Source organism: Streptomyces sp. NPDC002779 (genome assembly GCF_042888685.1).
Classification (GTDB): domain Bacteria; phylum Actinomycetota; class Actinomycetes; order Streptomycetales; family Streptomycetaceae; genus Streptomyces.
This window is the reverse complement of record NZ_JBIAQC010000009.1, coordinates 328170-353260: the sequence shown is the minus strand read 5'-3', so window position 1 is coordinate 353260 and position 25091 is coordinate 328170. Positions and strand designations below refer to the sequence as shown.

The 25091-nt window shown below is 71.9% G+C and carries 20 protein-coding genes; 13 read left to right on the top strand and 7 right to left on the bottom strand.

Annotated features, from left to right (window positions below):
• The first annotated feature begins 535 nt into the window (after window positions 1-535).
• On the top strand, window positions 536-1258 hold the full coding sequence (locus tag ACFYW5_RS26210) for a hypothetical protein (protein WP_389419535.1): 723 nt from the start codon (window positions 536-538) through the stop codon (window positions 1256-1258).
• 96 nt (window positions 1259-1354) lie between these two features.
• Here the strand turns inward: ACFYW5_RS26210 and ACFYW5_RS26205 are convergent, their stop codons facing one another.
• Complete coding sequence (locus ACFYW5_RS26205; protein WP_389419521.1) at window positions 1355-2647, bottom strand: DUF1015 domain-containing protein; 1293 nt, start codon at window positions 2645-2647, stop codon at window positions 1355-1357.
• 72 nt (window positions 2648-2719) lie between these two features.
• Here ACFYW5_RS26205 and ACFYW5_RS26200 point away from each other — a divergent pair, with 72 nt between their 5' ends.
• From ACFYW5_RS26200 to ACFYW5_RS26185, 4 genes are all read left to right on the top strand, one after another.
• Window positions 2720-3748 (top strand): HAD hydrolase-like protein, encoded by a 1029-nt coding sequence (locus ACFYW5_RS26200; RefSeq protein ID WP_389419520.1) that lies wholly within the window; start codon window positions 2720-2722, stop codon window positions 3746-3748.
• Between the two features lie 61 nt (window positions 3749-3809).
• Window positions 3810-4853: a FecCD family ABC transporter permease gene (locus tag ACFYW5_RS26195; protein ID WP_389419519.1), complete on the top strand. Its 1044-nt coding sequence runs from the start codon at window positions 3810-3812 to the stop codon at window positions 4851-4853.
• Entirely contained in the window at window positions 4850-5887 is a 1038-nt protein-coding gene (locus ACFYW5_RS26190; RefSeq protein WP_389419518.1) for a FecCD family ABC transporter permease, read from the top strand. Before ACFYW5_RS26195 ends, ACFYW5_RS26190 begins: the two co-directional genes overlap by 4 nt.
• Window positions 5884-6729, top strand: coding sequence for an ABC transporter ATP-binding protein (locus ACFYW5_RS26185; protein WP_389419517.1), 846 nt, complete (start codon window positions 5884-5886; stop codon window positions 6727-6729). Before ACFYW5_RS26190 ends, ACFYW5_RS26185 begins: the two co-directional genes overlap by 4 nt.
• A gap of 11 nt (window positions 6730-6740) precedes the next feature.
• Here the strand turns inward: ACFYW5_RS26185 and ACFYW5_RS26180 are convergent, their stop codons facing one another.
• Window positions 6741-7088 carry an SCP2 sterol-binding domain-containing protein gene (locus ACFYW5_RS26180; RefSeq protein ID WP_389419516.1) on the bottom strand — a complete coding sequence of 116 codons (348 nt, stop codon included), beginning with the start codon at window positions 7086-7088 and terminating at the stop codon, window positions 6741-6743.
• Window positions 7089-7130: 42 nt separating this feature from the next.
• Here ACFYW5_RS26180 and ACFYW5_RS26175 point away from each other — a divergent pair, with 42 nt between their 5' ends.
• The 5 genes from ACFYW5_RS26175 (at window position 7131) to ACFYW5_RS26155 (ending at window position 12428) form a co-directional block, all read left to right on the top strand.
• Window positions 7131-7409 (top strand): hypothetical protein, encoded by a 279-nt coding sequence (locus tag ACFYW5_RS26175; RefSeq protein WP_389419515.1) that lies wholly within the window; start codon window positions 7131-7133, stop codon window positions 7407-7409.
• 7 nt (window positions 7410-7416) lie between these two features.
• Window positions 7417-8232, top strand: a complete 816-nt coding sequence (locus tag ACFYW5_RS26170) for a TlyA family RNA methyltransferase (RefSeq protein ID WP_389419514.1) — start codon at window positions 7417-7419, stop codon at window positions 8230-8232.
• Complete coding sequence (locus ACFYW5_RS26165) at window positions 8229-9134, top strand: NAD kinase (protein ID WP_389419513.1); 906 nt, start codon at window positions 8229-8231, stop codon at window positions 9132-9134. The genes ACFYW5_RS26170 and ACFYW5_RS26165 overlap by 4 nt, the downstream gene beginning before the upstream one ends.
• A gap of 136 nt (window positions 9135-9270) precedes the next feature.
• Window positions 9271-11013, top strand: coding sequence for a DNA repair protein RecN (gene recN, locus ACFYW5_RS26160; RefSeq protein ID WP_389419512.1), 1743 nt, complete (start codon window positions 9271-9273; stop codon window positions 11011-11013).
• A 272-nt stretch (window positions 11014-11285) separates the two neighbouring features.
• The gene (locus tag ACFYW5_RS26155; RefSeq protein WP_389419511.1) at window positions 11286-12428 is read left to right on the top strand and encodes a glycosyltransferase family 4 protein; all 1143 of its coding nucleotides are present in this window, start codon (window positions 11286-11288) and stop codon (window positions 12426-12428) included.
• 10 nt (window positions 12429-12438) lie between these two features.
• Here the strand turns inward: ACFYW5_RS26155 and ACFYW5_RS26150 are convergent, their stop codons facing one another.
• Window positions 12439-14070, bottom strand: a complete 1632-nt coding sequence (locus ACFYW5_RS26150) for a PucR family transcriptional regulator (protein WP_389419510.1) — start codon at window positions 14068-14070, stop codon at window positions 12439-12441.
• Between the two features lie 233 nt (window positions 14071-14303).
• Here ACFYW5_RS26150 and ACFYW5_RS26145 point away from each other — a divergent pair, with 233 nt between their 5' ends.
• Window positions 14304-15800, top strand: coding sequence for an APC family permease (locus ACFYW5_RS26145; RefSeq protein WP_389419509.1), 1497 nt, complete (start codon window positions 14304-14306; stop codon window positions 15798-15800).
• Window positions 15801-15811: 11 nt separating this feature from the next.
• Window positions 15812-17401, top strand: a complete 1590-nt coding sequence (locus tag ACFYW5_RS26140; RefSeq protein WP_389419508.1) for a flavin monoamine oxidase family protein — start codon at window positions 15812-15814, stop codon at window positions 17399-17401.
• 30 nt (window positions 17402-17431) lie between these two features.
• On the opposite strand, the gene ACFYW5_RS26135 is transcribed toward ACFYW5_RS26140, so the two are convergent.
• The 4 genes from ACFYW5_RS26135 to ACFYW5_RS26120 all read right to left on the bottom strand — a co-directional run bounded on the left by ACFYW5_RS26135 (window position 17432) and on the right by ACFYW5_RS26120 (window position 22866).
• Entirely contained in the window at window positions 17432-18814 is a 1383-nt protein-coding gene (locus tag ACFYW5_RS26135; RefSeq protein WP_389419507.1) for an FAD-binding oxidoreductase, read from the bottom strand.
• 73 nt (window positions 18815-18887) lie between these two features.
• Entirely contained in the window at window positions 18888-19850 is a 963-nt protein-coding gene (locus ACFYW5_RS26130) for a TauD/TfdA dioxygenase family protein (protein ID WP_389419506.1), read from the bottom strand.
• A gap of 38 nt (window positions 19851-19888) precedes the next feature.
• The gene (locus ACFYW5_RS26125) at window positions 19889-20839 is read right to left on the bottom strand and encodes an AEC family transporter (protein WP_389419505.1); all 951 of its coding nucleotides are present in this window, start codon (window positions 20837-20839) and stop codon (window positions 19889-19891) included.
• Between the two features lie 224 nt (window positions 20840-21063).
• Window positions 21064-22866, bottom strand: coding sequence for a glycoside hydrolase family 15 protein (locus tag ACFYW5_RS26120; RefSeq protein WP_389419534.1), 1803 nt, complete (start codon window positions 22864-22866; stop codon window positions 21064-21066).
• A 509-nt stretch (window positions 22867-23375) separates the two neighbouring features.
• On the opposite strand from ACFYW5_RS26120, the gene ACFYW5_RS26115 reads away from it, so the two are divergent.
• Window positions 23376-25025 (top strand): CTP synthase, encoded by a 1650-nt coding sequence (locus tag ACFYW5_RS26115; protein ID WP_389419504.1) that lies wholly within the window; start codon window positions 23376-23378, stop codon window positions 25023-25025.
• The last annotated feature ends 66 nt before the right edge of the window (window positions 25026-25091 follow it).

The following is a 25091-nucleotide window of genomic DNA, read 5'->3' as shown; positions in this document are numbered from 1 at the left end:
TGACCGCGGTGACCGTCCGGACCGTGGTGACCGTGGTGGGTTCCGTCCGCAGGATCGCCGTGACGACCGCCGTGACGACCGCCGCAGTGACGACCGTCCCGCCTTCCGCCGTGACGACGACCGTGGTGACCGCGGTGGCTTCCGCGGTCGCGACGACCGTGGTGGCTTCCGTCGGGATGACCGCGGTGACCGTCCGGACCGTGGTGACCGTGGTGGGTTCCGTCCGCAGGATCGCCGTGACGACCGCCGTGACGACCGCCGCAGTGACGACCGCCCTGCCTTCCGCCGTGACGACGACCGCGGCGGCGACCGTGGCGGCTTCCGTGGCCGTGACGACCGTGGTGGCTTCCGCCGGGATGACCGCGGTGACCGCGGTCCCCGTCGTGACGACCGGGGCGCGCGTCCCGGTGGGTTCCGCGGGCGTGATGACCGTGGTGGCCGGGATGACCGCCGTGGCGGTGGGTACGACCGCCGTGACGACGACCGTGGCGGCTACCGCGGTCGCGACGACCGGGACCGGGAGCCGATCAAGCGGCTGCCGATCCCCGAGGACGTCACGGGCGACGAGATCGACAAGGACGTACGGCAGGAGCTGCAGAGCCTGCCGAAGACGCTTGCCGAGGATGTTGCCAAGAACCTGGTGATGGTCGCGCGGCTCATCGACGAGGACCCCGAGGGCGCGTACGGCTACTCCAAGGTGGCGCTGCGGCTCGCGTCGCGTGTCGCCGCCGTACGGGAGGCTGCCGGGTTCGCGGCGTACGCGAGTCAGAAGTACTCCGAGGCGCTCGCCGAGTTCCGGGCCGCGCGGCGGATGACCGGGACCGTGGACCTGTGGCCGCTCATGGCCGACTGCGAGCGTGGGCTCGGGCGGCCGGAGAAGGCGCTCGAGATGGCCGGGGCGCCCGAGGTGCACAAGCTGGACAAGGCCGGGCAGGTGGAGATGCGGCTCGTCGCGGCCGGCGCCCGGCGTGACCTGGGGCAGGTGGACGCGGCCATCGTGACGCTGCAGAGCCCGGAGCTGGCCTCCAACTCCGTACAGCCGTGGACCGCGCGGCTGCGGTACGCCTATGCCGACGCGCTGCTGGCGGCCGGGCGGGAGAGCGAGGCGCGGGAGTGGTTCGCGAAGGCCGTGGAGGCCGACAAGGACGGCAGCACCGATGCCTCGGACCGGCTCGCGGAGCTGGACGGAGTCGAGTTCGTCGACGCCCTCGGTGACGAGGACGAGACGCCGGACGCTTCCGACGACGACGAGGAGTAGGACGGACTGAGAAGGGGCGGATCCCAGCTTTGGGATCCGCCCCTTTTGTTTTCGGAGATTCTGTTTTCGGAGATCCAGCGTTCACCGGTCCTGCGTTCACAGGTCCAGTGCGCGCAGGACCAGGCCCGAGGCCGGTTTCGGGCCGAAGGACGTCGACTTGCGGGGCATGGTGACGCCCTGGCGGGCGAGATCGCGGACGACCTCCTCGCGGACCGGGTGCATCAGTACGGCCGTACCGCCGTCGTGTTCCGCCTTGCGGACGGTGGCCGCCGCGTCGTGGATGTAGGCGATGCGGGTGGGGTCGTCCTCGGGGATGCGCCAGACCTGGTCGAGGAGCGTGGCGTGCAGGACCGTCGCGTCCAGGGTGCGCCAGGCCGGCGGGTGGTCGGCGGGGACCGTGCGGGCCATGAGGGCGGGGTCGGGGCGGTCCACGAGGTGAAAGGCGCCGTCGCCGGCGAGCAGGAAGGCGTTGCCGTCGCGGGCCGCGTCGGCGAGGGCCGCCAGGGCGTCGGAGAGAGCGACCTCCAGGCGCTGGACCCGGAACAGGCCCTCCAGGGCCGCCACGGCGGCCGTCACCGGCAGGCCGTGCAGCAGGCGGTGGATGGCGCGGACGCGCAGGGGGTAGCGGGCGGTGTCGACGAGGAGGACGAGGCCGTAGTCCCAGGGGCTGGGGGAGGGGTGCTCGGCGCGCAGTCGGCGATAGGTCGCCCAGCGGTGGTGGCCGTCGGCGATCAGGGCCTGGTGGCGGGCCAGGTCGGACTGGATGCGGGCCACGTCGGCGGGGGCGGTGAGGGCCCACAGGCGGTGGCGGAAGCCGTCCTCGGTGGTGGTGGCGAGCAGCGGGGGCTGCTCGATGACGCGCTCGAGTACGGCGGAGGCGTCGGTGGCCGAGCCGTTGCCCCGGTAGGTGAGGAGGAGGGGTTCCAGGTTCGCCGAGGTGGCGCGCATCAGGGCCGCGCGGTCGGCCACCACATGCGGCATGACGTCCTCATGGGGCAGGACCACCTGTTCCGACGGCTCGGACAGGCGCAGGGCGCCGATGACGCCGCGCTGCAGCAGGCCGCTCTCGTCGCGCTGCTCGTAGACGTAGAGGCCGGGTTCGTCGTCGGTGGTCAGGACGCCCTCGGAGAGCCAGCGGCGCAGGGTCCTGGCCGCCTGTTCGTTGCGGGCGTCCGCGGTGCCGGCCTGGGGGAGGATCAGGCGGACGATGTTGTACGGGTCGGCCGACTGAAGGTGGTGCAGGCCGTCGGGGCGGACGACGACGTCGTACGGCGGGGACGTCACGGCGGCCAGACTGCCGACCCGGTCGGGGTCGTATCGAAGGCCTCGGAACGGGGTGAGTTCCAGGCCCCGGCGCGTCTTCGCTTCCGAGTGACCTGCTGAGTTCATCCCGGCATCGTACGTGTGTCAGTGGCATGCGGGATGATCGGGGGAAAGCCGTCGAACGAGGAGCGATGCGGAATGAGCCGGAGCGTCAGGACGAGGCCTGAGGGCAGTGGCCGGGCCCTGAGCGAGGCGTACGACACGGCGCTGCTCGACCTGGACGGCGTGGTGTACGCGGGCGGGAACGCGATCGTGCACGCGGTCGAGTCGCTGGCCACGGCCCGGGCGGGCGGGATGCATCTGGCGTACGTCACCAACAACGCCCTGCGGACCCCGGACGCCGTCGCGGAGCACCTGAGCGAGCTGGGCATACCGACGGGCGCGGACGATGTCATCACCTCGGCGCAGGCGGTCGCGCGGCTCATCAGCGAGCAGGTGCCGGCCGGTTCCCGGATCCTCGTCATCGGTGGTGAGGGGCTGCGGGTGGCGTTGCGTGAGCGGGGGCTCGTACCCGTGGAGTCGGCGGAGGACGAGCCGGCGGCGGTCGTGCAGGGGTACGGCGGGCCGGAGTTGGCGTGGGGGCGGTTCGCCGAGGCGTCGTACGCCATCGCGGGCGGGGTGCCGTGGTTCGCGTCCAACACCGACCTGACGATTCCCAGTGCGCGGGGGATCGCGCCGGGCAACGGCGCGGCTGTGCAGGTCGTCCGGATCGCGACCGGGGCCGAGCCGCAGGTGGCCGGCAAGCCGCTGCCTCCCATGCACCGGGAGACGATTCTGCGCACCGGCGCCGAGCGGCCGCTGGTGGTCGGGGACCGCCTGGACACGGACATCGAGGGGGCGTTCAACGGCGAGGTCGACTCCCTGCTGGTGCTCACCGGCGTCGCCGACGGCGCGCAGGTGCTCGCGGCGCCGCCGCAGCACCGGCCGACGTATGTGGACGCCGATCTGCGGGGGTTGCTCACCGGCCAGCCGGAGGTCACGGAGGAGGGCGACGGGTTCCGGTGCGGGGGCTGGACGGCCACGGCCGCTTCGGACCGGCTGGAGCTGGACGGTGACGGCGAGGCGCTGGACGGGCTGCGCGCGCTGTGTGCGGCGGCCTGGACGGCGGCGGGCGAGGGCGCGTGCACGCTGGATCCGGGTAAGGCGTTGGCCCGGCTGGGCTGGTGAGGCCTCGTTGACTGCCGACTCGACGTCGAGGCGGATTGCGAGGGTAGGCTAACCTAACCGCGTGTTGGTCGACAGTCCTCCAGAACAGCGCGCGGAGACCGCCCCCGCGCCCCCAAGCCGCCGGGCGATACGTTCCTTTGGGCTTCTCGGCTCCGTCGTGCTCCTGGTGCTGGTCGCGCTGGCGAGCATCGCGATCGGGGCGAAGGACCTCTCGATGGCGCAGGTCTGGCACGGCCTCTTCCAGGACACGGGGACGTACGGCGACGTCGTGGTCGACGAGCGGATCTCCCGGACCGTGCTGGGGCTGCTGGCCGGTGCCGCGCTCGGTCTGGCGGGGGCCGTCCTGCAGGCGCTCACCCGTAATCCGCTGGCCGATCCCGGACTGCTCGGCATCAACGCCGGTGCCTCCGCCGCCGTCGTCACCGCCATCGCGTTCCTCGGCGTCACCTCGATGAGCGGCTACATCTGGTTCGCCTTCTTCGGCGCGGCCGCGGTCGGGGCGCTGGTCTGGTTCCTCGGCGGCAGCCGGGGCGCCACACCGGTCCGGCTCGCGCTGGCGGGTACCGCGATCAGCGCGGCGCTCTACGGCTACCTCCAGGCCGTCATGATCGCGGACAACGCGGCGCTCGGCCGGATGCGGTTCTGGACGGTGGGTTCGCTGTCGTCGGCGACCGGGTCGACCATCGCGCAGGTCCTGCCGTTCCTGGTGACCGGCATGGTCCTCGCGCTCGCGCTGGCACGGCCGCTGAACGCCATGTCCATGGGCGACGACACCGCCAAGGCGCTCGGCGCCCATCTCGGCCGCACGCGGGCGCTGTCCATGCTCGCGGCCACCGTGCTGTGCGGGGCCGCGACGGCCGCCTGCGGGCCGATCGTGTTCGTCGGCCTGATGGTGCCGCACGTGGTGCGCTCCTTCACCGGACCCGACCTGCGCTGGATCCTGCCGTACGCGGCCGTCCTGTCGCCGGTGCTGCTGCTCGGCGCCGATGTCATCGGCCGGGTCATCGCCCGGCCCTCGGAGGTCCAGGTCGGCATCATCACCGCGATCATCGGGGGTCCGGTGTTCATCCTGCTCGTACGACGGCGGAGGACGGCGCAGCTGTGAGGACCAACCGTGCCGTGCGCACCCCGGGCGGCTTCTCCGCCCGGCTCGACATCCGGGCCCTGACCGTCGTACTCCTGCTGCTGCTGGCCGCGTTCGCCGCGAGCGTGGTGCTGATCGGGACCGGGGACTTCCCCATCTCGGCGGGCGACGTGGTCAAGACGCTGGTGGGCAACGGCGATCCGGGCCAGGAGTTCATCGTCAACGAGTTGCGGCTGCCGCGGGTCCTGGTGGCCCTGCTGGTCGGGGCCTCGCTCGGGCTCGGCGGCGCGCTGTTCCAGGCCGTCTCCCGCAATCCGCTGGGCAGTCCGGACATCCTCGGCCTCGGGCAGGGCGCGGCGGCCGGGGCGCTCACGATGATCGTGCTGTTCTCGGGGAGCGCGAGCCAGGTCACGCTCGGTGCCCTGGTGGGCGGCCTGGTGACCGGTCTGGCCATCTATCTGCTCGCCTGGAAGCAGGGCGTGCACGGCTACCGGCTGGTCCTGGTCGGGATCGGCATGTCGGCGATCCTCACCGCCGTGAACGGCTATCTGCTGACCGTCTCCGACATCGTCGACGCGGCCCGCTCGGTCGTGTGGATGACCGGCTCCCTCAGCGGCCGGGACTGGGCGCAGGTCTGGCCGCTGCTCGCGCTGTGCGCCGTCCTGGTGCCGCTGGTGCTCGCCAACGCGCGGGGGCTGCGGATGATGGAGATGGGCGACGACGTCTCCAACGCGCTCGGGGTGCGGGTCGAGCGGGTACGGGCGCTGCTGATGATCTCCGCCGTGCTGCTCACCGCGGCCGCCACGGCCGCCGCGGGCCCCGTCAGCTTCGTCGCGCTCACCGCCCCGCAGCTGGCCCGGCGGCTGACCCGTTCGCCGGGACCGAACCTGCTGCCGTCCCTGTGCATGGGCGCCGCCCTGCTGGTCGTCGCCGACTGGGCCTCGCAGCGCGTCTTCGGGGCCGACCAGATGCCCGTGGGCGTGGTCACCGGAGTGGTCGGCGGCGTCTATCTGCTGTGGCTGCTGGTCACCGAGCGCAGGGCGGGCCGGATATGAGCGGCGCCGCGCACCAGAACATCCGAAGGAGCACCGTGAACCGCCTGTCCGCCGAGAACGTCACCCTGGCCTACGACCAGCGGGTCATCGCCGAGCAGCTGTCGGTGGAGATCCCCGACAACTCCTTCACCGTGATCGTCGGCCCGAACGCCTGCGGCAAGTCGACGCTCCTGCGGGCGCTGTCGCGGATGCTCAAGCCGAACCAGGGCCGGGTGCTGCTGGACGGGCAGGCCATCCAGTCGTTGCCGGCCAAGAAGGTCGCGCGGACGCTGGGGCTGCTGCCGCAGTCCTCCATCGCGCCCGACGGGATCACCGTCGCCGACCTGGTGGGCCGCGGCCGGTACCCGCACCAGGGGATCCTGCGCCAGTGGTCGACCGAGGACGAGCGGGTCGTCCAGGAGTCGATGCGGCAGACCGGGGTCGCCGAGCTCGCCGACCGGTACGTCGACGAACTCTCCGGCGGCCAGCGCCAGCGCGTGTGGATCGCGATGGCGCTCGCCCAGCAGACACCGCTGCTGCTGCTCGACGAGCCGACCACCTACCTCGACATCCAGCACCAGATCGACGTCCTCGACCTGTGCGCGGAGCTGCACGAGGAGCAGGGCCGCACGCTCGTCGCCGTGCTGCACGACCTCAACCACGCGGCCCGGTACGCCACCCACCTCATCGCCCTCAAGGGCGGCGAGGTCATCGCGGAGGGGGCGCCGAAGGAGATCGTCACGGCCGAACTGGTCGAGGAGGTCTTCGGGCTGCGCTGCCAGATCATCGACGACCCGGAGACGGGGACCCCGCTGGTGGTACCGGCCGCGCGCAAGGCGCGCGCGGTGAAGACCCCGGCTTGAGAAGAAGGGAGCTAGAGCAGCTTCCTGAGGACGAGCAGGTCGCGCACGCCCGCGTGCAGCTTCACCCGGCCCGAACCCCAGGCCTTGGCGAAGTGCAGGTCGCCGTCGACCAGCGCGACCAGGTCGTCGCCGGTCATGGCCAGTCTGATCTGAGCCTTGTCCGGCGGTGGCCCCTGGACGGTGTCGTGCACCTGGATCCGGCCGCCTTGGAGGCGCCCGACGAAGGTGACGTCCAGGTCGGTGATGTGGCAGCTGACCGAGCGGTCCAGGGCGGCGGCGGTACGGACGTCCCCGTCGGCGTGCTGCATGGAGTCCGAGAGCTTCTCGAGTGCGGCGCGGCACTCTGCGATCGTGGCCATCGCGATCGACGGTACCGCAGCGCTTCGGGGTAGCGTCGGGGCATGAGCGACGCAGTCACGGAAACGGACACCTCCCCCGAGGCGGTGGAGCCGGAGTACGACCCCGCCGCCCCCGCCCCGCTGGGCGTCCCCCGTACCCCTACCGGTCACGCCGAGGTCGACGCGCAGCTGGAGCGTCTCGCCGACGCCGACCACCTCGCCACGGACGGACACGTCGAGGTGTACGAGGATGTACACCGGGGGCTGCGCGACGCGCTCACCGCGCTCGACGCCCGCCCGGGACCTCCGGCGCCCCCATCGGCGTATGGCAGTAGGAGCTGAACCGAACGTGGCAGGAGTCGCACGTCGCCGTCTCGACGCGGAGCTGGTCCGGCGGAAGCTCGCGCGCTCGCGCGAGCACGCCAGCCAGCTGATCGCCGCGGGGCGGGTCTCCGTCGGCAAGAACGTCGCGACCAAACCGGCCACACAGGTGGAGACGGCGGCCGCGATCGTCGTCTCCTCCGACGACAGCGATCCCGAGTACGTGTCGCGGGGCGGCCACAAGCTGGCCGGCGCGCTGGAGGTGTTCGTACCCCAGGGGCTGCTCGTCCAGGGGCGGCGGGCGCTGGACGCGGGGGCGTCCACCGGCGGCTTCACGGACGTGCTGCTGCGGGCGGGGGCCGCGCACGTCGTCGCCGTCGACGTCGGATACGGACAGCTCGCCTGGACCCTGCGGAGTGATGAACGCGTCACCGTCAAGGACCGTACGAACGTACGCGAGTTGACCCTCGACGCGATCGATGGGGAGCCGGTGGATCTTGTCGTGGGGGACCTGTCCTTCATCCCGCTCGGTCTGGTGCTGCCCGCCCTCGTGCGGTGTGTAAAACCGGACGCCGACCTGGTGATGATGGTCAAGCCGCAGTTCGAGGTGGGCAAGGAGCGGCTGGGCAGCGGGGGTGTGGTGCGCAGCCCGGAGCTGCGCGCCGAGGCGGTACGGGGTGTGGCGGGGCGGGCCTGGGAGCTGGGGCTCGGAGTGCGGGGGGTCACGGCGAGTCCGCTGCCGGGGCCGTCCGGGAATGTTGAGTACTTTCTGTGGCTGCGGTCCGGGGCACCGGCACTGGACCCGGCCGACGTTGACCGTGCAGTGGCGGAGGGGCCGCGTTGACACAGAACCGAGCTCGAACTGTTTTCCTGCTGGCCCACACCGGACGGCCCGCGGCGATCCGCAGCGCCGAGCTGGTGGTGAAGGGGCTGCTGCGGTCCGGCATCGGCGTACGGGTGCTGGCGGCGGAGGCCGCCGATCTGCCGCTGCCGCAGAGCGTGGAGCTGGTCGAGGAGGCGACTCCGCAGTGCCTCGACGGGTGCGAGCTGCTGATCGTGCTCGGCGGGGACGGGACGCTGCTGCGCGGCGCGGAGTTCGCACGGGCGTCCGGGGTGCCGATGCTCGGGGTGAACCTGGGGCGGGTCGGCTTCCTCGCGGAGGCCGAGCGGGACGATCTCGACAAGGTCGTCGACCGGGTGGTCACCAAGGCGTACGAGGTCGAGGAGCGGATGACGGTCGATGTCGTCGTCCACCGGAACGGCGACATCGTGCACACGGACTGGGCGCTGAACGAGGCGGCCGTGCAGAAGGCCGGTGCGGAGAAGCTGCTGGAGGTCGTCCTGGAGATCGACGGGCGGCCGGTCACCGGGTTCGGGTGCGACGGCATCGTGCTGTCCACGCCGACCGGGTCCACGGCGTACGCGTTCTCCGCGGGCGGGCCGGTGGTGTGGCCCGAGGTGGAGGCGCTGCTGATGGTGCCGATCTCCGCGCACGCGCTGTTCGCGAAGCCGCTGGTCACTTCGCCGGATTCCGTGTTGGCGGTGGAGGTGCTGCCTCATATTCCGCCGGGGGTTCTGTGGTGTGACGGGCGGCGGACGGTGGAGTTGCCGCCTGGGGCCCGAGTGGAGGTGCGGCGAGGAGCGGTGCCGGTGCGGCTGGCCCGGCTGCATCATGCTTCGTTCACGGACCGGCTGGTGGCGAAGTTCGCGCTGCCGGTTTCCGGGTGGCGGGGAGCGCCTCACTAGCCACCTGTGGGGGTGGTTGCTTCTGTGCCGGCCGGTGCGGGTTCGTCGTGGTTGCTCGCGCAGTTCCCCGCGCCCCTTCAGCCGGACCACTCCCCCGGGTGACAGGGCGCCTCGCATTGCGGCGCCCCTACCTCGTATGGTCGTGTCCGTGCTGGAAGAGATGCGGATACGGTCGCTCGGAGTCATCGACGACGCCGTCGTCGAGCTGTCGCCCGGGTTCACCGCGGTCACGGGTGAGACGGGTGCGGGCAAGACCATGGTGGTCACCAGCCTCGGGCTGTTGCTCGGCGGGCGGGCGGACGCGGCGCTGGTGCGCATAGGGGCCGAGAAGGCGGTCGTCGAGGGGCGGGTCACCGTGCCCGCGGCCTCCTCGGCGGCCGTACGGGCCGAGGAGGCCGGGGCCGAGCTCGACGACGGGGCGCTGCTGATCAGCCGTACCGTTTCCGCCGAGGGGCGCTCACGGGCCCATCTCGGGGGACGCAGTGTGCCGGTCGGGCTGCTCGCCGAGCTGGCCGACGACCTGGTGGCCGTGCACGGGCAGACCGACCAGCAGGGGCTGCTGAAGCTGACGCGGCAGCGGCAGGCGCTGGACCGGTACGCGGGGGACGCCGTCGCGGTGCCGCTCGCCAAGTACGCCGAGGCGTACCGGCGGCTGCGGGCCGTCGCCGTCGAGCTCGACGAGATCGTCACGCGCGCGCGTGAGCGGGCCCAGGAAGCCGACCTGCTGCGCTTTGGTCTGGAGGAGATCTCCGGCGTCGAACCGCGCCCAGGTGAGGACGTGGAGCTGGCCGAGGAGGCGGAGCGGCTCGGGCACGCCGAGGCGCTGTCGTCCGCCGCCACGGCCGCGCACGCCGCGCTCGCGGGCAACCCCGAGGACCCCGAGGGCATCGACGCGACGACGCTCGTGGCGGGCGCGCAGCGGGCGCTGGACGCCGTACGGTCGCACGATCCCGCGCTGTCGGCGCTCGCCGACCGGATCGGCGAGATCGGGATCCTGCTGGGCGATGTGGCGGGGGAGCTGGCCGGGTACGCCGACGACCTCGACGCGGATCCGCTGCGGCTGGCCGCCGTCGAGGAGCGGCGGGCGGCGCTGACGGGCCTGACACGCAAGTACGGCGAGGATGTCGCCGCCGTTCTGGCCTGGGCCGAGGAGGGCGCCGCGCGGCTGACCGAGCTGGACGGCGACGACGAGCGGATCGACGAGCTGACCGCGGAACGGGACGCGCTCCGCGCCGAACTGGGCGGGCTCGCGCAGGCGCTGACCGACGCCCGGACGGAGGCCGCCGAGCGGTTCGCGGCCGCCGTGACCGCCGAGCTGGCCTCGCTGGCCATGCCGCACGCGCGCGTGTCCTTCGACATCCGGCAGAGCGAGGACCCCGAGGGCGTGGAGGTCGGCGGGCGCGCGGTCGCGTACGGGCCGTCCGGCGCGGACGAGGTCGAGCTGCTGCTCGCCCCCCATCCCGGGGCGCCGCCCCGCCCGATCGCCAAGGGGGCGTCCGGCGGTGAGCTGTCGCGCGTGATGCTGGCCGTGGAGGTCGTGTTCGCGGGGACGGATCCGGTGCCGACGTATCTCTTCGACGAGGTCGACGCCGGTGTCGGCGGCAAGGCGGCGGTCGAGATCGGGCGGCGGCTCGCACGGCTCGCGAAGACCGCGCAGGTGGTGGTGGTGACGCATCTTCCGCAGGTCGCGGCGTTCGCCGACCGGCAGTTGCTGGTGGAGAAGACCAACGACGGGTCGGTGACCCGGTCCGGGGTGAAGGTGCTGGAGGGCGAGGAACGGATCCGGGAACTGTCGCGGATGCTGGCGGGCCAGGAGGACTCGCAGACGGCTCGGGCCCACGCGGAGGAGCTGCTGGCCACGGCTCGGGGGGACGGGTAGGGGCGTGACGGGGGCGCCGGTACCCCGGCGCCCGACGGCTGCGGCTTGCGGACGTTCGTGCTGTTGCTCACCCGTGTGGGTGACTCCGGGGCCGCTCCCGCCCGTGTCGTCCGGAGCTGTCGGTCAGCTCGGCGGTGCCGGAACACCCGTACGTCCTGGCATCCTTGGCGGTACATGTCGTACGCGCAGGGATCCTCGCGGTTCACCCCCTCCGCCCGATCCTTCTGTACTTTCTTCGTGACCGCCCGACCCCGAACCAGGAGCCCGGCCACGTGACCCCCGTGAGCAGCCACTCACCGCACGGCCAGTCGCCGCTGCGCACCGTGCAGGTGCTGGGCGGAGGCAACGCAGGCAGCAGCGTGCACGTGCGATCGCTGGCCTCGGGACTGGTCGCGAGGGGCGTGCGGGTCACCGTCTGCGCCCCCGTCGAGGCCGATCACCTCTACGGCTTCACCGGGGTCGGCGCCGAACACGTGCACGTGCCCCGCAGCAGCGACCCCGGTTCCGTGGCCGCGCTCCGGGCGGTCTGCGCGGACGCCGATCTGGTGCACGCGCACGGGCTGCACGCCTCCTTCCGTGCCGTGCTCGCGCTCAGCGGACGGCGTACCCCCCTCGTCGTCACCTGGCACGACCGGGCGCACGCCGAGGGCGCCCGCGCCCATCTCGTACGCCTGCTGGAGCGGCGGGTGGCCAAGGCCGCCGCCGTGGTCCTCGGCACCACCTCGGCGCTCGTGGACCGGGCCCGCCGCACCGGCGCCCGGGACGCGCGGCTGGCCGCCGTGTCGCTGCCCGGAGCGCGCAGTGCCCCCGAGAGCGAGCAGGAGGAGGCCGAACGGCTGCGGCCCAAGGTGCGGGCCGAACTCGGCGCCACCGGACGGCCCTTGCTCATCGCGGTCGGCACCCTCGAACGGCATCGCGGCTACGACGTCCTGCTGGACGCCGCGCGCGCGTGGCGCCGGATGGACCCCTTGCCGCTCGTCGTCATCGCGGGCGAGGGGCCGCTGCGGGCCGGGCTGCAGAGCCGTATCGAGGACGAAGGGCTGCCCGTCCGGCTCATCGGACGCCGTGACGATGTGCGCGAACTGCTCACCGCCGCCGACCTCGCGCTGCTGACCAGCCGGTGGGAGGCGCGGTCCGTGCTCGCCCAGGAAGCCCTCCATGCGCGCGTGCCGCTCGTCGCGACCGAGGTCGGCGGAGTGCCCGAACTCGTCGGCGACGCGGCCGAACTGGTCCCGTACGGCGATCCGGGGGCGCTCGCCGAGGCCGTCACGCGTCTGCTCGGCGACCCCGAGCGCTGCGAGCTGCTCCGGGAGCGGGGTGTGCGGCAGGTGGGCACCTGGCCGACCGAGGACGAGACGGTCGCTCAAGTGCTGAGTGTCTACGACGAGCTGACCCAGCCCCGGCCGCTGATCTGAGGTTGCCGGGTCACGTCACGTGCCGGCGGGCCCGCAGGGCCAGGCTCAACGCCAGTACCGAGTGCGGGTCGTCCAGGTCGGTGCCCAGCAACTCGCCGATCCGGGCCAGCCGGTTGTACAGGGTCTGCCGGTTCAGATGCAGTTCACGGGCCGTCTCCGCCTTGCGGCCGGCGTGTGCGAGATAGGTCTGCAGCGTCGGCAGCAGCGGTGGCTTGGAGCGGGCGTCGTGCGCGCGCAGCGGGCCGATCGCGCGGTCCACGAAGGCCGCGAGGTCGGGATGGTCGCGCAGCCGCCACAGCAGCAGGTCGATGTCCAGGCGGCGGGCGTCGTACCAGGCGCGGTCGGTCAGGCCCTGCGCCGCCGTCGCCGTCTCCGCCGCGTGCCGCAGGCTCGCCGAGGCCGCCGCCCAGCCGCCCGCGACCCCCACCACGACGACCGGCGGCTGGGCCCCCGGCCGCTGCATCCCGGCCCGCTCCACCCCGGCCCGCAGCGCCGCCGCGACCCGGTCCGCGACCGCCGACCGCTCCGACTCCGAGCGCAGGCCGAGCAGCAGGGGCACCCGGCCCTCGACCGGCCGTACGCCCAGCAGCACCGGAACCCCCACCGACGCCAGCTCCTCGGCGACCGCGCGGGCCAGCACCGCCCAGCCGCCGCCCGGGGACAGCCCGTCGCCGAGCCGCATCACCACCGGCAGCAGCGGGCCGTCACCCGGCTTGAAGCCCAGCACGCGCGCCTGCGCGGGCGCGTCCTCCGCGGCGACGCGGCCCTCGGCCAGGTCGGTCAGGAAGTCGCCGCGGCCCCGGGCCGCCAGCTCCTCCTCCTGCCGCGCCTGCATCAGGACGACGGCGAGGATGCCGGCCGCCCGTTCCGCCGCGATCCGGTGCACGGGGGCGAGCGGAGCCCGTACCGGCAGCAGGACCAGACGGGCGCGGACCGAGCCCGTGCCCGGTCCGCCGCCCGGCACGTCCACCAGAACCGACCCCTCCGGCGGCGGGGCGTCCTTGTGCTGGCCGCGCAGTCCCTCCCACACCTGGAGCGGGTCGGCGTTCTCCGGGCCCGCCCCCGCGGCGTACAGGAGCTGGCCGTCGGTCGTCTCCAGGAACACCGGGTTGCCGCTGAAGCCGGCGAGGATGCCCAGCACCTGGGGGATGCCGCCGCCGCCCAGCAGGGCCTCGGTGCAGCGGCGGTGGACCTCCTCGGCGCGCTGGAGGAGCGCGTAGTGGCCGTTGACGATCTCGGTGTGGATCTCCTCGGTGACCGTCACGAACGGCACCTCGCGGTGCAGCTGGACCAGCGGCAGCCCGGCCGCCCGCGCGGTGTCGACGAGGGCCGCGGGCAGCCGGGTGAAGCGCGGGCCGAGCTCCACCACCAGGGCGGCGATCCCGCGTTCGGCCAGCGTGCGGACGAAGGCGCGCTGTTCGGCCGGACGGGTGCCGAGGCCGTATCCGGTGGTCAGCAGCAGCTCGCCGCCCTTGAGCAGCGAGGCGATGTTGGGCACCTCGCCCGCGTGCACCCAGCGCACGGTGCGCCCCAGGCGGTCGGCGCCCGCCAGGATCTCCGGGAGCCCGCCGCGCAGGCCGGGCAGCTCCAGCGCCCGCCGCACGGTGATTCCGGCGCCCTGAGTGTCGTATCCGCTGTCCATGGGCCGGACGCTACCCGCGCCGGTGCTTCCGGGACATCTCCGGGTGGTTACGGAGACGATCTTCCGGCCCCTGGGCACGACAATGCGTCGCGCCACGGCCGGATTTGTATGACCGCGTGTCTGTTGTGGCGCGCGTCACTCCGCCGCCACACTGGCGCATCCGACGCAGAAGCCCGGCTTCACCTTCGGATTTCGTTGTGGCAGTGCATTGAAAATGCTGAGAGGGGCGGGGAATGTCAGAAACACCCACGCGAGAGGTCCATCGGCTCAAGGCGAATTCCGTAGGTCTGGTGGGCGTCGTGTTCATGGCGGTGGCGACCGCCGCACCGATCACCGCGATGACGGGGAACCTGCCCATCGCGGTCGGTTTCGGCAACGGCACGGGCGCGCCCGCGGGCTATCTCTTCGCGACCCTGGTGCTGACGGTGTTCTCCGTCGGCTACGTCGCCATGGCCCGGCGGATCACCGCGGCCGGCGCCTTCTACGGCTACATCTCGCACGGCCTCGGCCGGATCGCGGGCATGGCCTCCGGCATGCTCGCCGTCCTGGCCTACATCGTCTTCGAGGCGTCCATCGTCGGAGTCTTCTCCTACTTCGCGAAGACCACCGTCCACGACCAGCTCGGCGTCGATCTGCCCTGGATCCTCTACGCCCTCGCGATGCTCGCCGTCACGGCCGTGCTGGCCTTCTTCGACATCAACCTCACCGCCAAGGCACTCGGCGTGATGCTCATCGCGGAGATCGCCGTCCTCTTCGCGGTCGCCACCGCCGTCCTGCTGAACGGCGGCGGCCCCGACGGCATCCCCATGGAGCCGATCAACCCGGTCAACGCCTTCACCGGCACCTCCGCCGGGCTGGGACTGTTCTTCGCCTTCTGGTCGTGGGTCGGCTTCGAGTCGACCGCGATGTACGGCGAGGAGTCCAAGGACCCCAAGCGGGTCATCCCGCGCGCGACCCTCATCTCCGTGATCGGGGTCGGCGTCTTCTACATCTACGTCTCCTGGATGACCATCGCCGGCAACGGCCTCGACGGTTCCGTCGAGCGCTCCTCCGGCACCAGCCCGCTGGACCTGTTCTTCGACCCCGCCCACTCCTTCCTCGGCGCCTGGGCGGTGGACACCTTCCAGTGGCTGCTGATCACCGGGTCGTTCGCCTGCGGCATGGCCTTCCACCAGTGCGCGGCGCGTTATCTGTACGCCATCGGCCGCGAGGGCTTCCTGCACCCGGCCCTCGGCCGCACCCACGCCAAGCACGGCTCGCCGCACATCGCGTCCTTCGTGCAGTCGGTCATCGCGGTCGCTCTGGTGGGCGCCTTCTGGCTCACCGGCCAGGACCCCTACATCCACCTGTACACCCTGCTCGCGATCCTCGGCACGATGGCGATCCTCATCGTGCAGACCCTGTGCTCCTTCGCCGTGATCGGCTACTTCCGCAAGAACCACCCCGAGGACCGCCACTGGTTCCGCACCCTGACCGCCCCCCTGCTCGGCGGCCTCGGCATGATCGCGGTGGTGGGGCTGCTGGTGGTCAACCTGGACACCGCGGCCGGTACGGCGGCCGACTCGCTCTTCTTCGAGGCCATCCCGTGGATCGTCGGGCTGGTCTTCTTCGGCGGGCTCGGCCTCGGGTTCTACCTCAAGGCCAAGCGGCCGGAGCGCTACGAGATCATCGGCCGGATCGTCCTGGAGGACGCGGCCGAGCGAACGGACAACCACCCCGTCAACGTCTGAGGAGCGGCACCGTGTCACGCACCCACTCGATGCACGTCCTGCGCACCCTCTTCGCCGATCACGCGGCCGCCGAGCGGCTCGGACTGCCCGTCGCGGAAGCCCGCGTCCGCCGCCGTACCGTCCTGAAGGGCGCGGTCGCCGCCACGGCGATGACCGCCGCCGCGGCCCCGGCCGCCGCCGCGTCCGCGCCGCGGATCGCCGTGGTGGGCGCCGGCATCGCCGGCCTCACCGCCGCCCTCACCCTGCATGACGCCGGGTACGCCTGCACGCTCTACGAGGCGGACCCGGCCCGGGTCGGCGGCCGCATGTACACCCAGCGCGACCACTGGGCGTACGGCCAGATATCCGAGATCGGCGGGGAGCTGATCGACACCGGCCACAAGAAGATGCTTCAGCTGTGCCGCCGGTTCGGGCTGCCCGTGGAGGACTTCCTGGGCGGCGGGCCGGTCGGCGCGGAGGAAGTCCTGTGGTTCAACGGCGAGTACTACCCGCGCCACCAGGCCGACGAGGACTTCAAGGCCGTCTATCAGGCCCTCCACCGGGACCTGCTGGACTCCGGTGAGGTGCGCTGGAACCGCACCACGCCGACCGGCACCGCGCTGGACACCATGTCCCTGTACGACTGGATCGACGCGCGCGTCCCGGGCGGCCACGCCTCACCGCTCGGCCGCTTCTTCGACGTCGCCTACAACGTCGAGTACGGCGCCGACACCACCGAGCAGTCGGCGCTCGCCCTGGTGCTGCTCATGGGCTACCAGACCAATCCCGGCAACTTCAACATCTGGGGACTGTCCAACGAGCGTTACCACATCACCGGCGGCAACGACCAACTCCCGCGCGCCATCGCCGACTTCCTGCCCGACGGCACGGTCCGGCACGGCTGGGCCCTGCAGGCGCTCAGGGCCAACGGCGACGGCACCCAGACCCTCACCTTCACGGAGGCGGGGGCCACCCGCACCGTCACCGCCGACCACACCATCCTGTGCGTCCCGCTACCGGTCCTGAAACAACTCGACCTCACCCGGGCCGGGTTCGACCCCCGGATGACCAACCTCCTGCGGGACGCCCGCATGGGCCACTGCACCAAGCTCAACATGCAGTTCTCCCGCCGCCCCTGGCGCGGCACCGGACCGTGGCCCGGCGTCTCGGCGGGCGACTGCTTCACCGACGCCGAGGTCCAGCAGACCTGGGACACCACCAAGGTCCAGCCCGGCACGGGCGGCATCCTCATCCAGTACAACGGCGGCAGCCTGGCCCGCGCCCTGACCCCGGCGGGGCCCTTCTCCGACGAGAGGGATCCGTACGTCACCCGTCTCGCGGCGAGGTACCTGAAGGGCATCGACGCCTTCTTCCCCGGCACCTCGACCGCCTGGACCGGCCGGGCCCAGCTCTCCGCCTGGCACCTCAACCCTTATACGCAGGGCGCCTATTCGTACTGGCCGGTGGGCTATGTCCACCGGTACGCGGGCTACGAGGGTGTGGCCCAGGGCAACGTCCACATCGGCGGCGAGCACTGCTCGTACGACTTCCAGGGCTTCATGGAGGGCGGGGCGACCGAGGGCGAGCGGGCGGCCGAGGAGGTGATCGCCGCCGTGCGGTAGGCCGGCGAGGGGCCGGGGCGTCCAAGACGCTCACCGGGGCCGGATGTTGTGGTTGAAGCGGAACACGTTGTCGGGGTCGTACGTCCGCTTGATCTCCTCCAGATGCCGGTAGTTCGTCGCACCCACGCCGGCGATCACGCGTTCCGGCCCCTCCGCGCCGATGAAGTTCAGGTAGACCGCCCCGGTGCTCCACGGCCGCGCGCCGTCGCGGGCGTCGTGGACCCACTTGATGCCCCGCTCGTCGTCCGCCGGGTCCTCCCACATGCCGAACGGGTGGGTGACCCAGGCGGCGTCCCGGTAGGGCACCGGGTACCGGCTCGGCCCGTCGGCGACGGCGCCGCCCTGCGGCATCAGCGCGTGGATGGTCCCGGTCGGCACGGGCATCGCCTCGGCGCCGGCGCAGAACACCTCCACGTAGTCGTCGGGCAGCCCCGAGAGGTACTCCGCCGACCAGTAGTTCCGGAACCCCGGCGGGTCGTCGATCATGCACTGCGCGTCGACGTACGGAATCGCCCCGACCAGCGCCGCCTCGTGCGGCAGCGCCAGCAGCGGCTCCGCCGCCTTGCGCAGGTCCGCCTCGCCGCCGGCCCAGGTCAGCAGCGCCGCGCACAGCAGGGTGCCCTGAAGGTGCGGCGGGCAGAACTCGCCGGGCGGGCCGGTGAGATACAGGACGCCGCCGCCCGCCTCGTTCGGGGCCACGGCAAACAGGTCGCGGAAGGCGCGGACGACTTCGCGGCCGTGCTCGGGGAGGTACAGCAGGAAGGCCATGGCGAACTCGGGCAGCTCGTGCAGCTTCAGGGTGAGGGAGGTCGCCACGCCGAAGTTGCCGCCGCCGCCGTGCAGCGCCCAGAACAGCTCGGGGTTCTCGTCGGCGCTGGCCCGGATCCGGCGGGCGTCGGCGGTGACCAGCTCGACGGCGAGCAGATTGTCGACGGCCAGTCCGCTCCAGCGGTCCAGCCAGCCGGTGCCGCCGCCGAGGACGAAGCCGCCGACGCCGGTGGTGGAGACCCGGCCGCCGGTGGTGGCCAGCCCGTACGCCTGGGTCGCGTGGTCCAGGTCGCTCATCGTGGCGCCGCCAGCGACCCGTACCGCCTCGGACGCGGGATCGACGCCGACCGCGCGCAGATGGCGCAGGTCGATGACCAGGCCCCCGTCGTTCAGCGCCATGCCCGCCACGCTGTGGCCGCCGCCGCGCACCGCGATGTTGAGGTCCAGATCCCGGGCGAAGCGCACCGAACGTACGACGTCGTCCTCGTTCACGCACTGCGCGATCACCGCGGGACGGCGGTCGATCATCGCGTTGAAGACGACGCGGGCCTCGTCGTAGCCCACGTCCTGCGGGGCGAACACATCGCCGCTGAGATCCTCGCGCAACGCGCTGAGGGCCGCGCCCGCTTTCGAGAGGGGAGCCATGGCCGCCCCCGTTCCGCGTGGGGGATTCGTTCGCTTCCAGCCTAGGCGGGCCCTGCCCCGGCTGCCCGTCGGCCTACCAGGCACGCATCGGTTCCCCCGCCACCAGTCGTGAGACGAACCCGCTCGGCCCCTGCGCCGGCTCCCCGAGGACGGTGACCCGGTGCATGACACGCTCGACGTCGAGGTGCGCGAAGTCGGTGGGCGCGAGGTGGCAGGTGCTGCGGTTGTCCCACAGGGCGAGGGAGCCGGGCTCCCAGCGGAAGCGGACGGTGTACTCGGCGCTGGTCAGATGCTGGAAGAGCAGCTCCAGCAGATGACGGCTCTCCAGCTCGGAGAACCCGGTGACGCGGGTGGTCGAGCCCGGGCTGACGAACAGCGCCTTCTCGCCGGTCTCGGGGTGGACCCGCACCACCGGGTGGACGGCGGCCTGCGGGTCCGCGCAGTACATCCGCAGGATCTCGCGGTCCCGTTCGTCGGAGTGGCGCAGGTGGACGGCGGTGAAGAAGGCGTGCTCGGCCGTCAGCCCGTCCACGAACTCCCGCAGTGGCGCCGACAGGCCCTCGTAGGCGGCGACGGTGTTCATCCACTGGGTGTCGCCGCCGAAGGCCGGGGTCTTCTCGGCGCGCAGGACGGACAGGCTCGGCGGGTTGACGGCCTGGGTGAGATCGCTGTGCCAGCCGGCCAGCGGGGAGGTCCACTTGCGGCGGTAGTGCTCCTCGAAGTCGGCGCCGTAACGCTCGGTGTCGCGCCGGGGGTCGACGGTGAGGATCTCCGGGTGTCCCTCGGGGTGGACGCCGTGCTGCTTGCCGGGGCGCCGGGTCAGCGGGCCGAAGCGGCGGCCGAAGGCGATGTGCTGGGCGTGGGTGATGTCCTGGTCGCGGAAGAACACGACGCGGTGCGTCAGCACGGCCCGGCGGATCTCCGCCACCGTGGCCTCGTCGAGCTCGGCACGGAGGTCCACGCCCGATATCTCGGCGCCGATGCGGCCGGCGACCTGCTGGACGGTGATCCGGGTGAGCTGGGCGGCCCGGGTCACGGAACTGCCTTCCTCGAACGGTTCGACGGGAGGTGCGCTCAGGTCACCCGCGCCGCCCACTGCGTCCACAGCGGGAGCAGCAGCAGGGCGACGAGGGAGCTCTTGACGACGAGGGCGGCGGACAGGTCGACCCCGACGTCGTAGCGCTGGGCGAAGATGAACAGGTTCTGCGGCGCGGGCATGGCCGCGATCAGGACGAGATAGCCGAGCCACTCGCCCTCGACACCGAAGAGGTGGCGGCACACCCCGTAGGTGATCAGCGGAAGGGCGACGCACTTGAAGGCGATGAGCCACATCTCCTCCCGGGTGGTGCCGCGCACCGACAGACCGCTGCCGCCGAGGTACAGCCCGAGGGCGAACAACGCCACGGGAGAGGCGCTGTCGCCGACGAACGCGAAGCTGTCGAGCACCACCCCCGGCACCGTCACGGGCAGCAGGTTGAGCAGGATGCCGGCGTTGCAGGCGATGACCACCGGGGTCATCAGCGAGGCGGTGACGGCCGAGCCGAGCCGCCGGGCCGGGCTGCCCACCCGGTCCGGGCGCCCCAGCTCCATGATCGAGAGGATCACCAGCGACAGCACGCAGACCTGGAACAGCAGCACCGGGAAGATCGGTGCCGCGTTCCCGAACAGCATGATGAACACCGGCACGGCGAAGTAGGCGGTGTTCACCTGGACGGCCGCCATGATGCGCAGCGCCACACCCCGCGGATCGCGCACCCCGGTGGCCCGGGCCAATACCCCGGTGAGCACGGCCGCGACGCCCGCCGCGGTCGCGTACCCGGTCAGGGCCCGCCAGTCGAACAGCGCGCCCAGATCGCTGCGGTAGATGTTCCCGAACAGGAAGCAGGGCACCGCGAAGAGGAAGGCGTAGTCCGCGAAGGCCTTCGAGCTCTCGGCCGGCACCACCTTCCGCCGCGCGAGGACGACCCCGCATCCGAAGGCCAGCACCACCGGTACCAGCTTCTCCAGCGCCTCTATCGCACCCATGCACGCGCCCTTGCTCGTCCAGCAGGCCCACTCGGGGACACGCACCTCGGCGCGTGCCTCAGCGCGCAGGCCCTGGTGAGGAACAGGGGCGCCCCGGTCGCCTCGACGAAGTGGGAGCTCCCCGGCGGCCACCGTCCAGCTCGTCGGCGCCGTACGAGAGGGTGATTCCCCCATGGATGCGAGGCCGGGACGGTCGGCCTCGCGGGATCTGTCGCAACGGGGTTTCAGCCGCCGTAAGCCCCCGAAGCCGTCAGACGCAGAGCGGTGTCGATCAGCGGGACGTGGCTGAATGCCTGCGGGAAGTTGCCCACCTGGCGCTGGAGGCGCGGGTCCCACTCCTCGGCCAGCAGGCCCAGGTCGTTGCGGAGCGACAGCAGCTTCTCGAAGAGCCTGCGGGCCTCGTCCACGCGGCCGATCATCGCCAGGTCGTCCGCCATCCAGAACGAGCAGGCGAGGAAGGCGCCCTCGTCGCCCGGCAGCCCGTCGACGCCCTCGGCCTCGCCCTGCGTCGGATAGCGCAGGATGAAGCCGTCCGGCGTGGACAGCTCGCGCTGGATCGCCTCGATGGTCCCGATGACCCGCTTGTCGTCCGGCGGCAGGAAGCCCATCTGCGGGATCAGCAGCAGCGAGGCGTCCAGCTCCTTGGAACCGTACGACTGCGTGAAGGTGTTGCGCTCCTTGTCGTAACCCTTCTCGCACACGTCCCGGTGGATGTCGTCGCGCAGTTCGCGCCAGCGCTCCAGCGGGCCGTCCGCGTCACCGGACTCGATGAGCTTGATGGTGCGGTCGACGGCGACCCAGGCCATCACCTTGGAGTGCACGAAGTGGCGGCGCGGGCCGCGCACCTCCCAGATGCCCTCGTCCGGCTCGTCCCAGTGGTCCTCCAGGTAGCGGATCAGCTTGAGCTGGAGGAGGGAGGCGTAGTCGTTGCGGGCGAGCCCCGTCATATGGCCCAGGTGCAGGGCCTCGGTGACCTCGCCGTACACATCCAGCTGCAGCTGGTGGGCGGCGCCGTTGCCGACCCGGACCGGCGCGGAGTTCTCGTAGCCGGGCAGCCAGTCCAGCTCCGCCTCGCCGAGCTCGCGCTCGCCGGCGATGCCGTACATGATCTGCAGGTTCTCCGGGTCGCCCGCGACCGCGCGCAGGAGCCACTCGCGCCAGGCGCGGGCCTCCTCGCGGTAGCCGGTGCGCAGCAGCGAGGACAGGGTGATCGCCGCGTCCCGCAGCCAGGTGTAGCGGTAGTCCCAGTTGCGGACGCCGCCGATCTCCTCGGGCAGCGAGGTGGTGGGCGCGGCGACGATGCCGCCGGTCGGGGCGTACGTCAGCGCCTTCAGCGTGATCAGCGAGCGGATCACGGCCTCGCGGTAGGGGCCGTGGTACGTGCAGTGCTCGACCCAGTCGCGCCAGAAGTCCTCGGTGGCCGCCAGGGACTGCTCCGGCTCCGGCAGCGGCGGCGGCTGGTGGTGCGAGGGCTGCCAGGAGATGGTGAAGGCGATCCGGTCGCCCGGGGCGACGGTGAAGTCGGAGTACGTCGTCAGCGCCTTGCCGTAGGTCTCGCACTCGGTGTCGAACCACACCGAGTCCGGGCCCGCGACGGCCACCGTACGGCCCTCGTGCTTGTGGACCCAGGGCACGACCCGGCCGTAGGAGAACCGCATCCGCAGGGCCGAGCGCATCCGGACCCGGCCGGAGACGCCCTCCACGATCCGGATCAGCTGCGGGGCGCCGTCGCGCGGGGGCATGAAATCGGTCACCCGGACCGTGCCGCGCGGGGTGTCCCACTCGGATTCCAGCACCAGCGAGTCCCCGCGGTAGCTGCGCCGGGCCGCGGTCGGCGGCTCGGCGTCCGCCGCGTGGGCCGGCCCGAGCCGCCAGAAACCGTGCTCCTCGGTGCCCAGCAGACCGGCGAAGATGGCGTGCGAGTCGAAGCGGGGCAGGCACAGCCAGTCCACTGTGCCGTCCCGGCAGACCAGTGCCGCGGTCTGCATGTCTCCGATGAGTGCGTAGTCTTCGATGCGCCCGGCCACGTGCAACTCCAGTCGAACGGCCACGTCACCCCCTGGGAAAAAGGGGGCGGTCGCTGATGCGGTCAAGGGGTCGTTGTAATGCGTCGTTGAGCGGTGAAGCAAAGCAGCCGCTCCGCCGTGAGGCAAAACGCCATCTGTTGCTCAACGAACTGACGAGTCCGTGATGTTCCGGTGGTACGGGCGGGGGTGGTGCCGTCTGGTCCGGTCCGGCTCGGCAGTGAGTGTCCGAGCAGGATACGACGCACGTAGATGATCTGCGTGCCGCTCCGGACAACGCGGGTGGGCCGAACGGGTGAGCAACGGGTGAGAAACCGGTGCACCCGCATGGCCCCGTGTCGGTACGTGCGCGGAGCGTGGCCGGAAGCCATCGCCCCGAGGCGCTGATACCCTGGTAGCCCGTGGACCGGTGGGAGAAAAACCCCCGAACCGCAGCGACGGCGACTCCGGAATCCCCGGTGAGAACGCCGGACCGCACCCCAGACCGCGACCACGGGAGCCCCGCCTTGGCCATGACGCCCAATTCCACGACGACCAAGCACATCTTCGTCACCGGGGGTGTCGCCTCCTCGCTCGGCAAGGGCCTCACCGCCTCCAGCCTGGGCATGCTGCTCAAGGCGCGGGGCCTGCGCGTCGTCATGCAGAAGCTCGACCCGTATCTGAACGTCGACCCCGGGACGATGAACCCCTTCCAGCACGGTGAGGTTTTCGTCACCAACGACGGCGCCGAGACGGACCTGGACATTGGACACTACGAGCGCTTCCTCGACCGTGACTTGGACGGCTCCGCCAATGTCACTACAGGACAGATCTACTCGACGGTGATCGCCAAGGAGCGGCGTGGCGAGTACCTGGGCGACACCGTGCAGGTCATCCCGCACATCACCAACGAGATCAAGCACCGCATCCGCCGCATGGCGACCGACGAGGTCGACGTCGTCATCACGGAGGTCGGCGGCACGGTCGGTGACATCGAGTCGCTGCCGTTCCTGGAGACCGTCCGCCAGGTCCGGCACGAGGTCGGCCGCGACAACGTCTTCGTCGTCCACATCTCGCTCCTGCCGTACATCGGCCCGTCGGGCGAGCTGAAGACGAAGCCGACCCAGCACTCGGTCGCGGCCCTTCGGAACATCGGTATCCAGCCGGACGCCATCGTGCTGCGCTGCGACCGCGAGGTGCCGACCGCGATCAAGCGCAAGATCTCGCTGATGTGCGACGTCGACGAGGCCGCCGTGGTCGCCTGCCCCGACGCCCGCTCGATCTACGACATCCCCAAGACCGTGCACGGCGAGGGCCTGGACGCCTACGTCGTCCGCAAGCTGGACCTGCCGTTCCGCGACGTGGACTGGACGACCTGGGACGACCTGCTGGACCGCGTCCACAACCCCGACCACGAGATCACCCTCGCCCTGGTCGGCAAGTACATCGACCTGCCCGACGCCTACCTCTCGGTCACCGAGGCGCTGCGCGCGGGCGGCTTCGCGAACAAGGCCCGCGTGAAGATCAAGTGGGTCACCTCCGACGACTGCAAGACCCCGGCCGGCGCCAAGGCGCAGCTCGGCGACGTCGACGCCATCTGCATCCCCGGCGGCTTCGGCGACCGCGGTGTGCTCGGCAAGGTCGGCGCGATCAAGTTCGCCCGCGAGAACAAGATCCCGCTGCTCGGCCTCTGCCTGGGCCTGCAGTGCATCGTGATCGAGGCGGCCCGCAACCTCGCCGACATCTCCGACGCCAATTCCACCGAGTTCGACCCCGCCACCGGCCACCCGGTCATCTCCACGATGGCCGAGCAGCTGGACATCGTGGCCGGCGAGGGCGACATGGGCGGAACGATGCGCCTGGGCATGTACCCGGCGAAGCTGGCCGAGGGCTCCATCGTGCGCGAGGTCTACGACGGCAAGGAGTACGTCGAGGAGCGGCACCGCCACCGCTACGAGGTGAACAACGCCTACCGCGCGGAGCTGGAGAAGAGGGCGGGCATCCTGTTCTCCGGCACGTCCCCCGACGGCAAGCTCGTGGAGTACGTCGAGTACCCGCGGGACGTCCACCCCTACCTGGTGGCGACGCAGGCGCACCCCGAGCTGCGCTCGCGCCCGACCCGCCCGCACCCGCTCTTCGCGGGCCTGGTGAAGGCGGCTGTCGAGCGGAAGATCTCCCAGTAGCCGAGAGTTGTACGGTGGCCGGGGTGCACACCTTTCCCAGGTGGGCACCCCGGTTTTTCTTCGGGC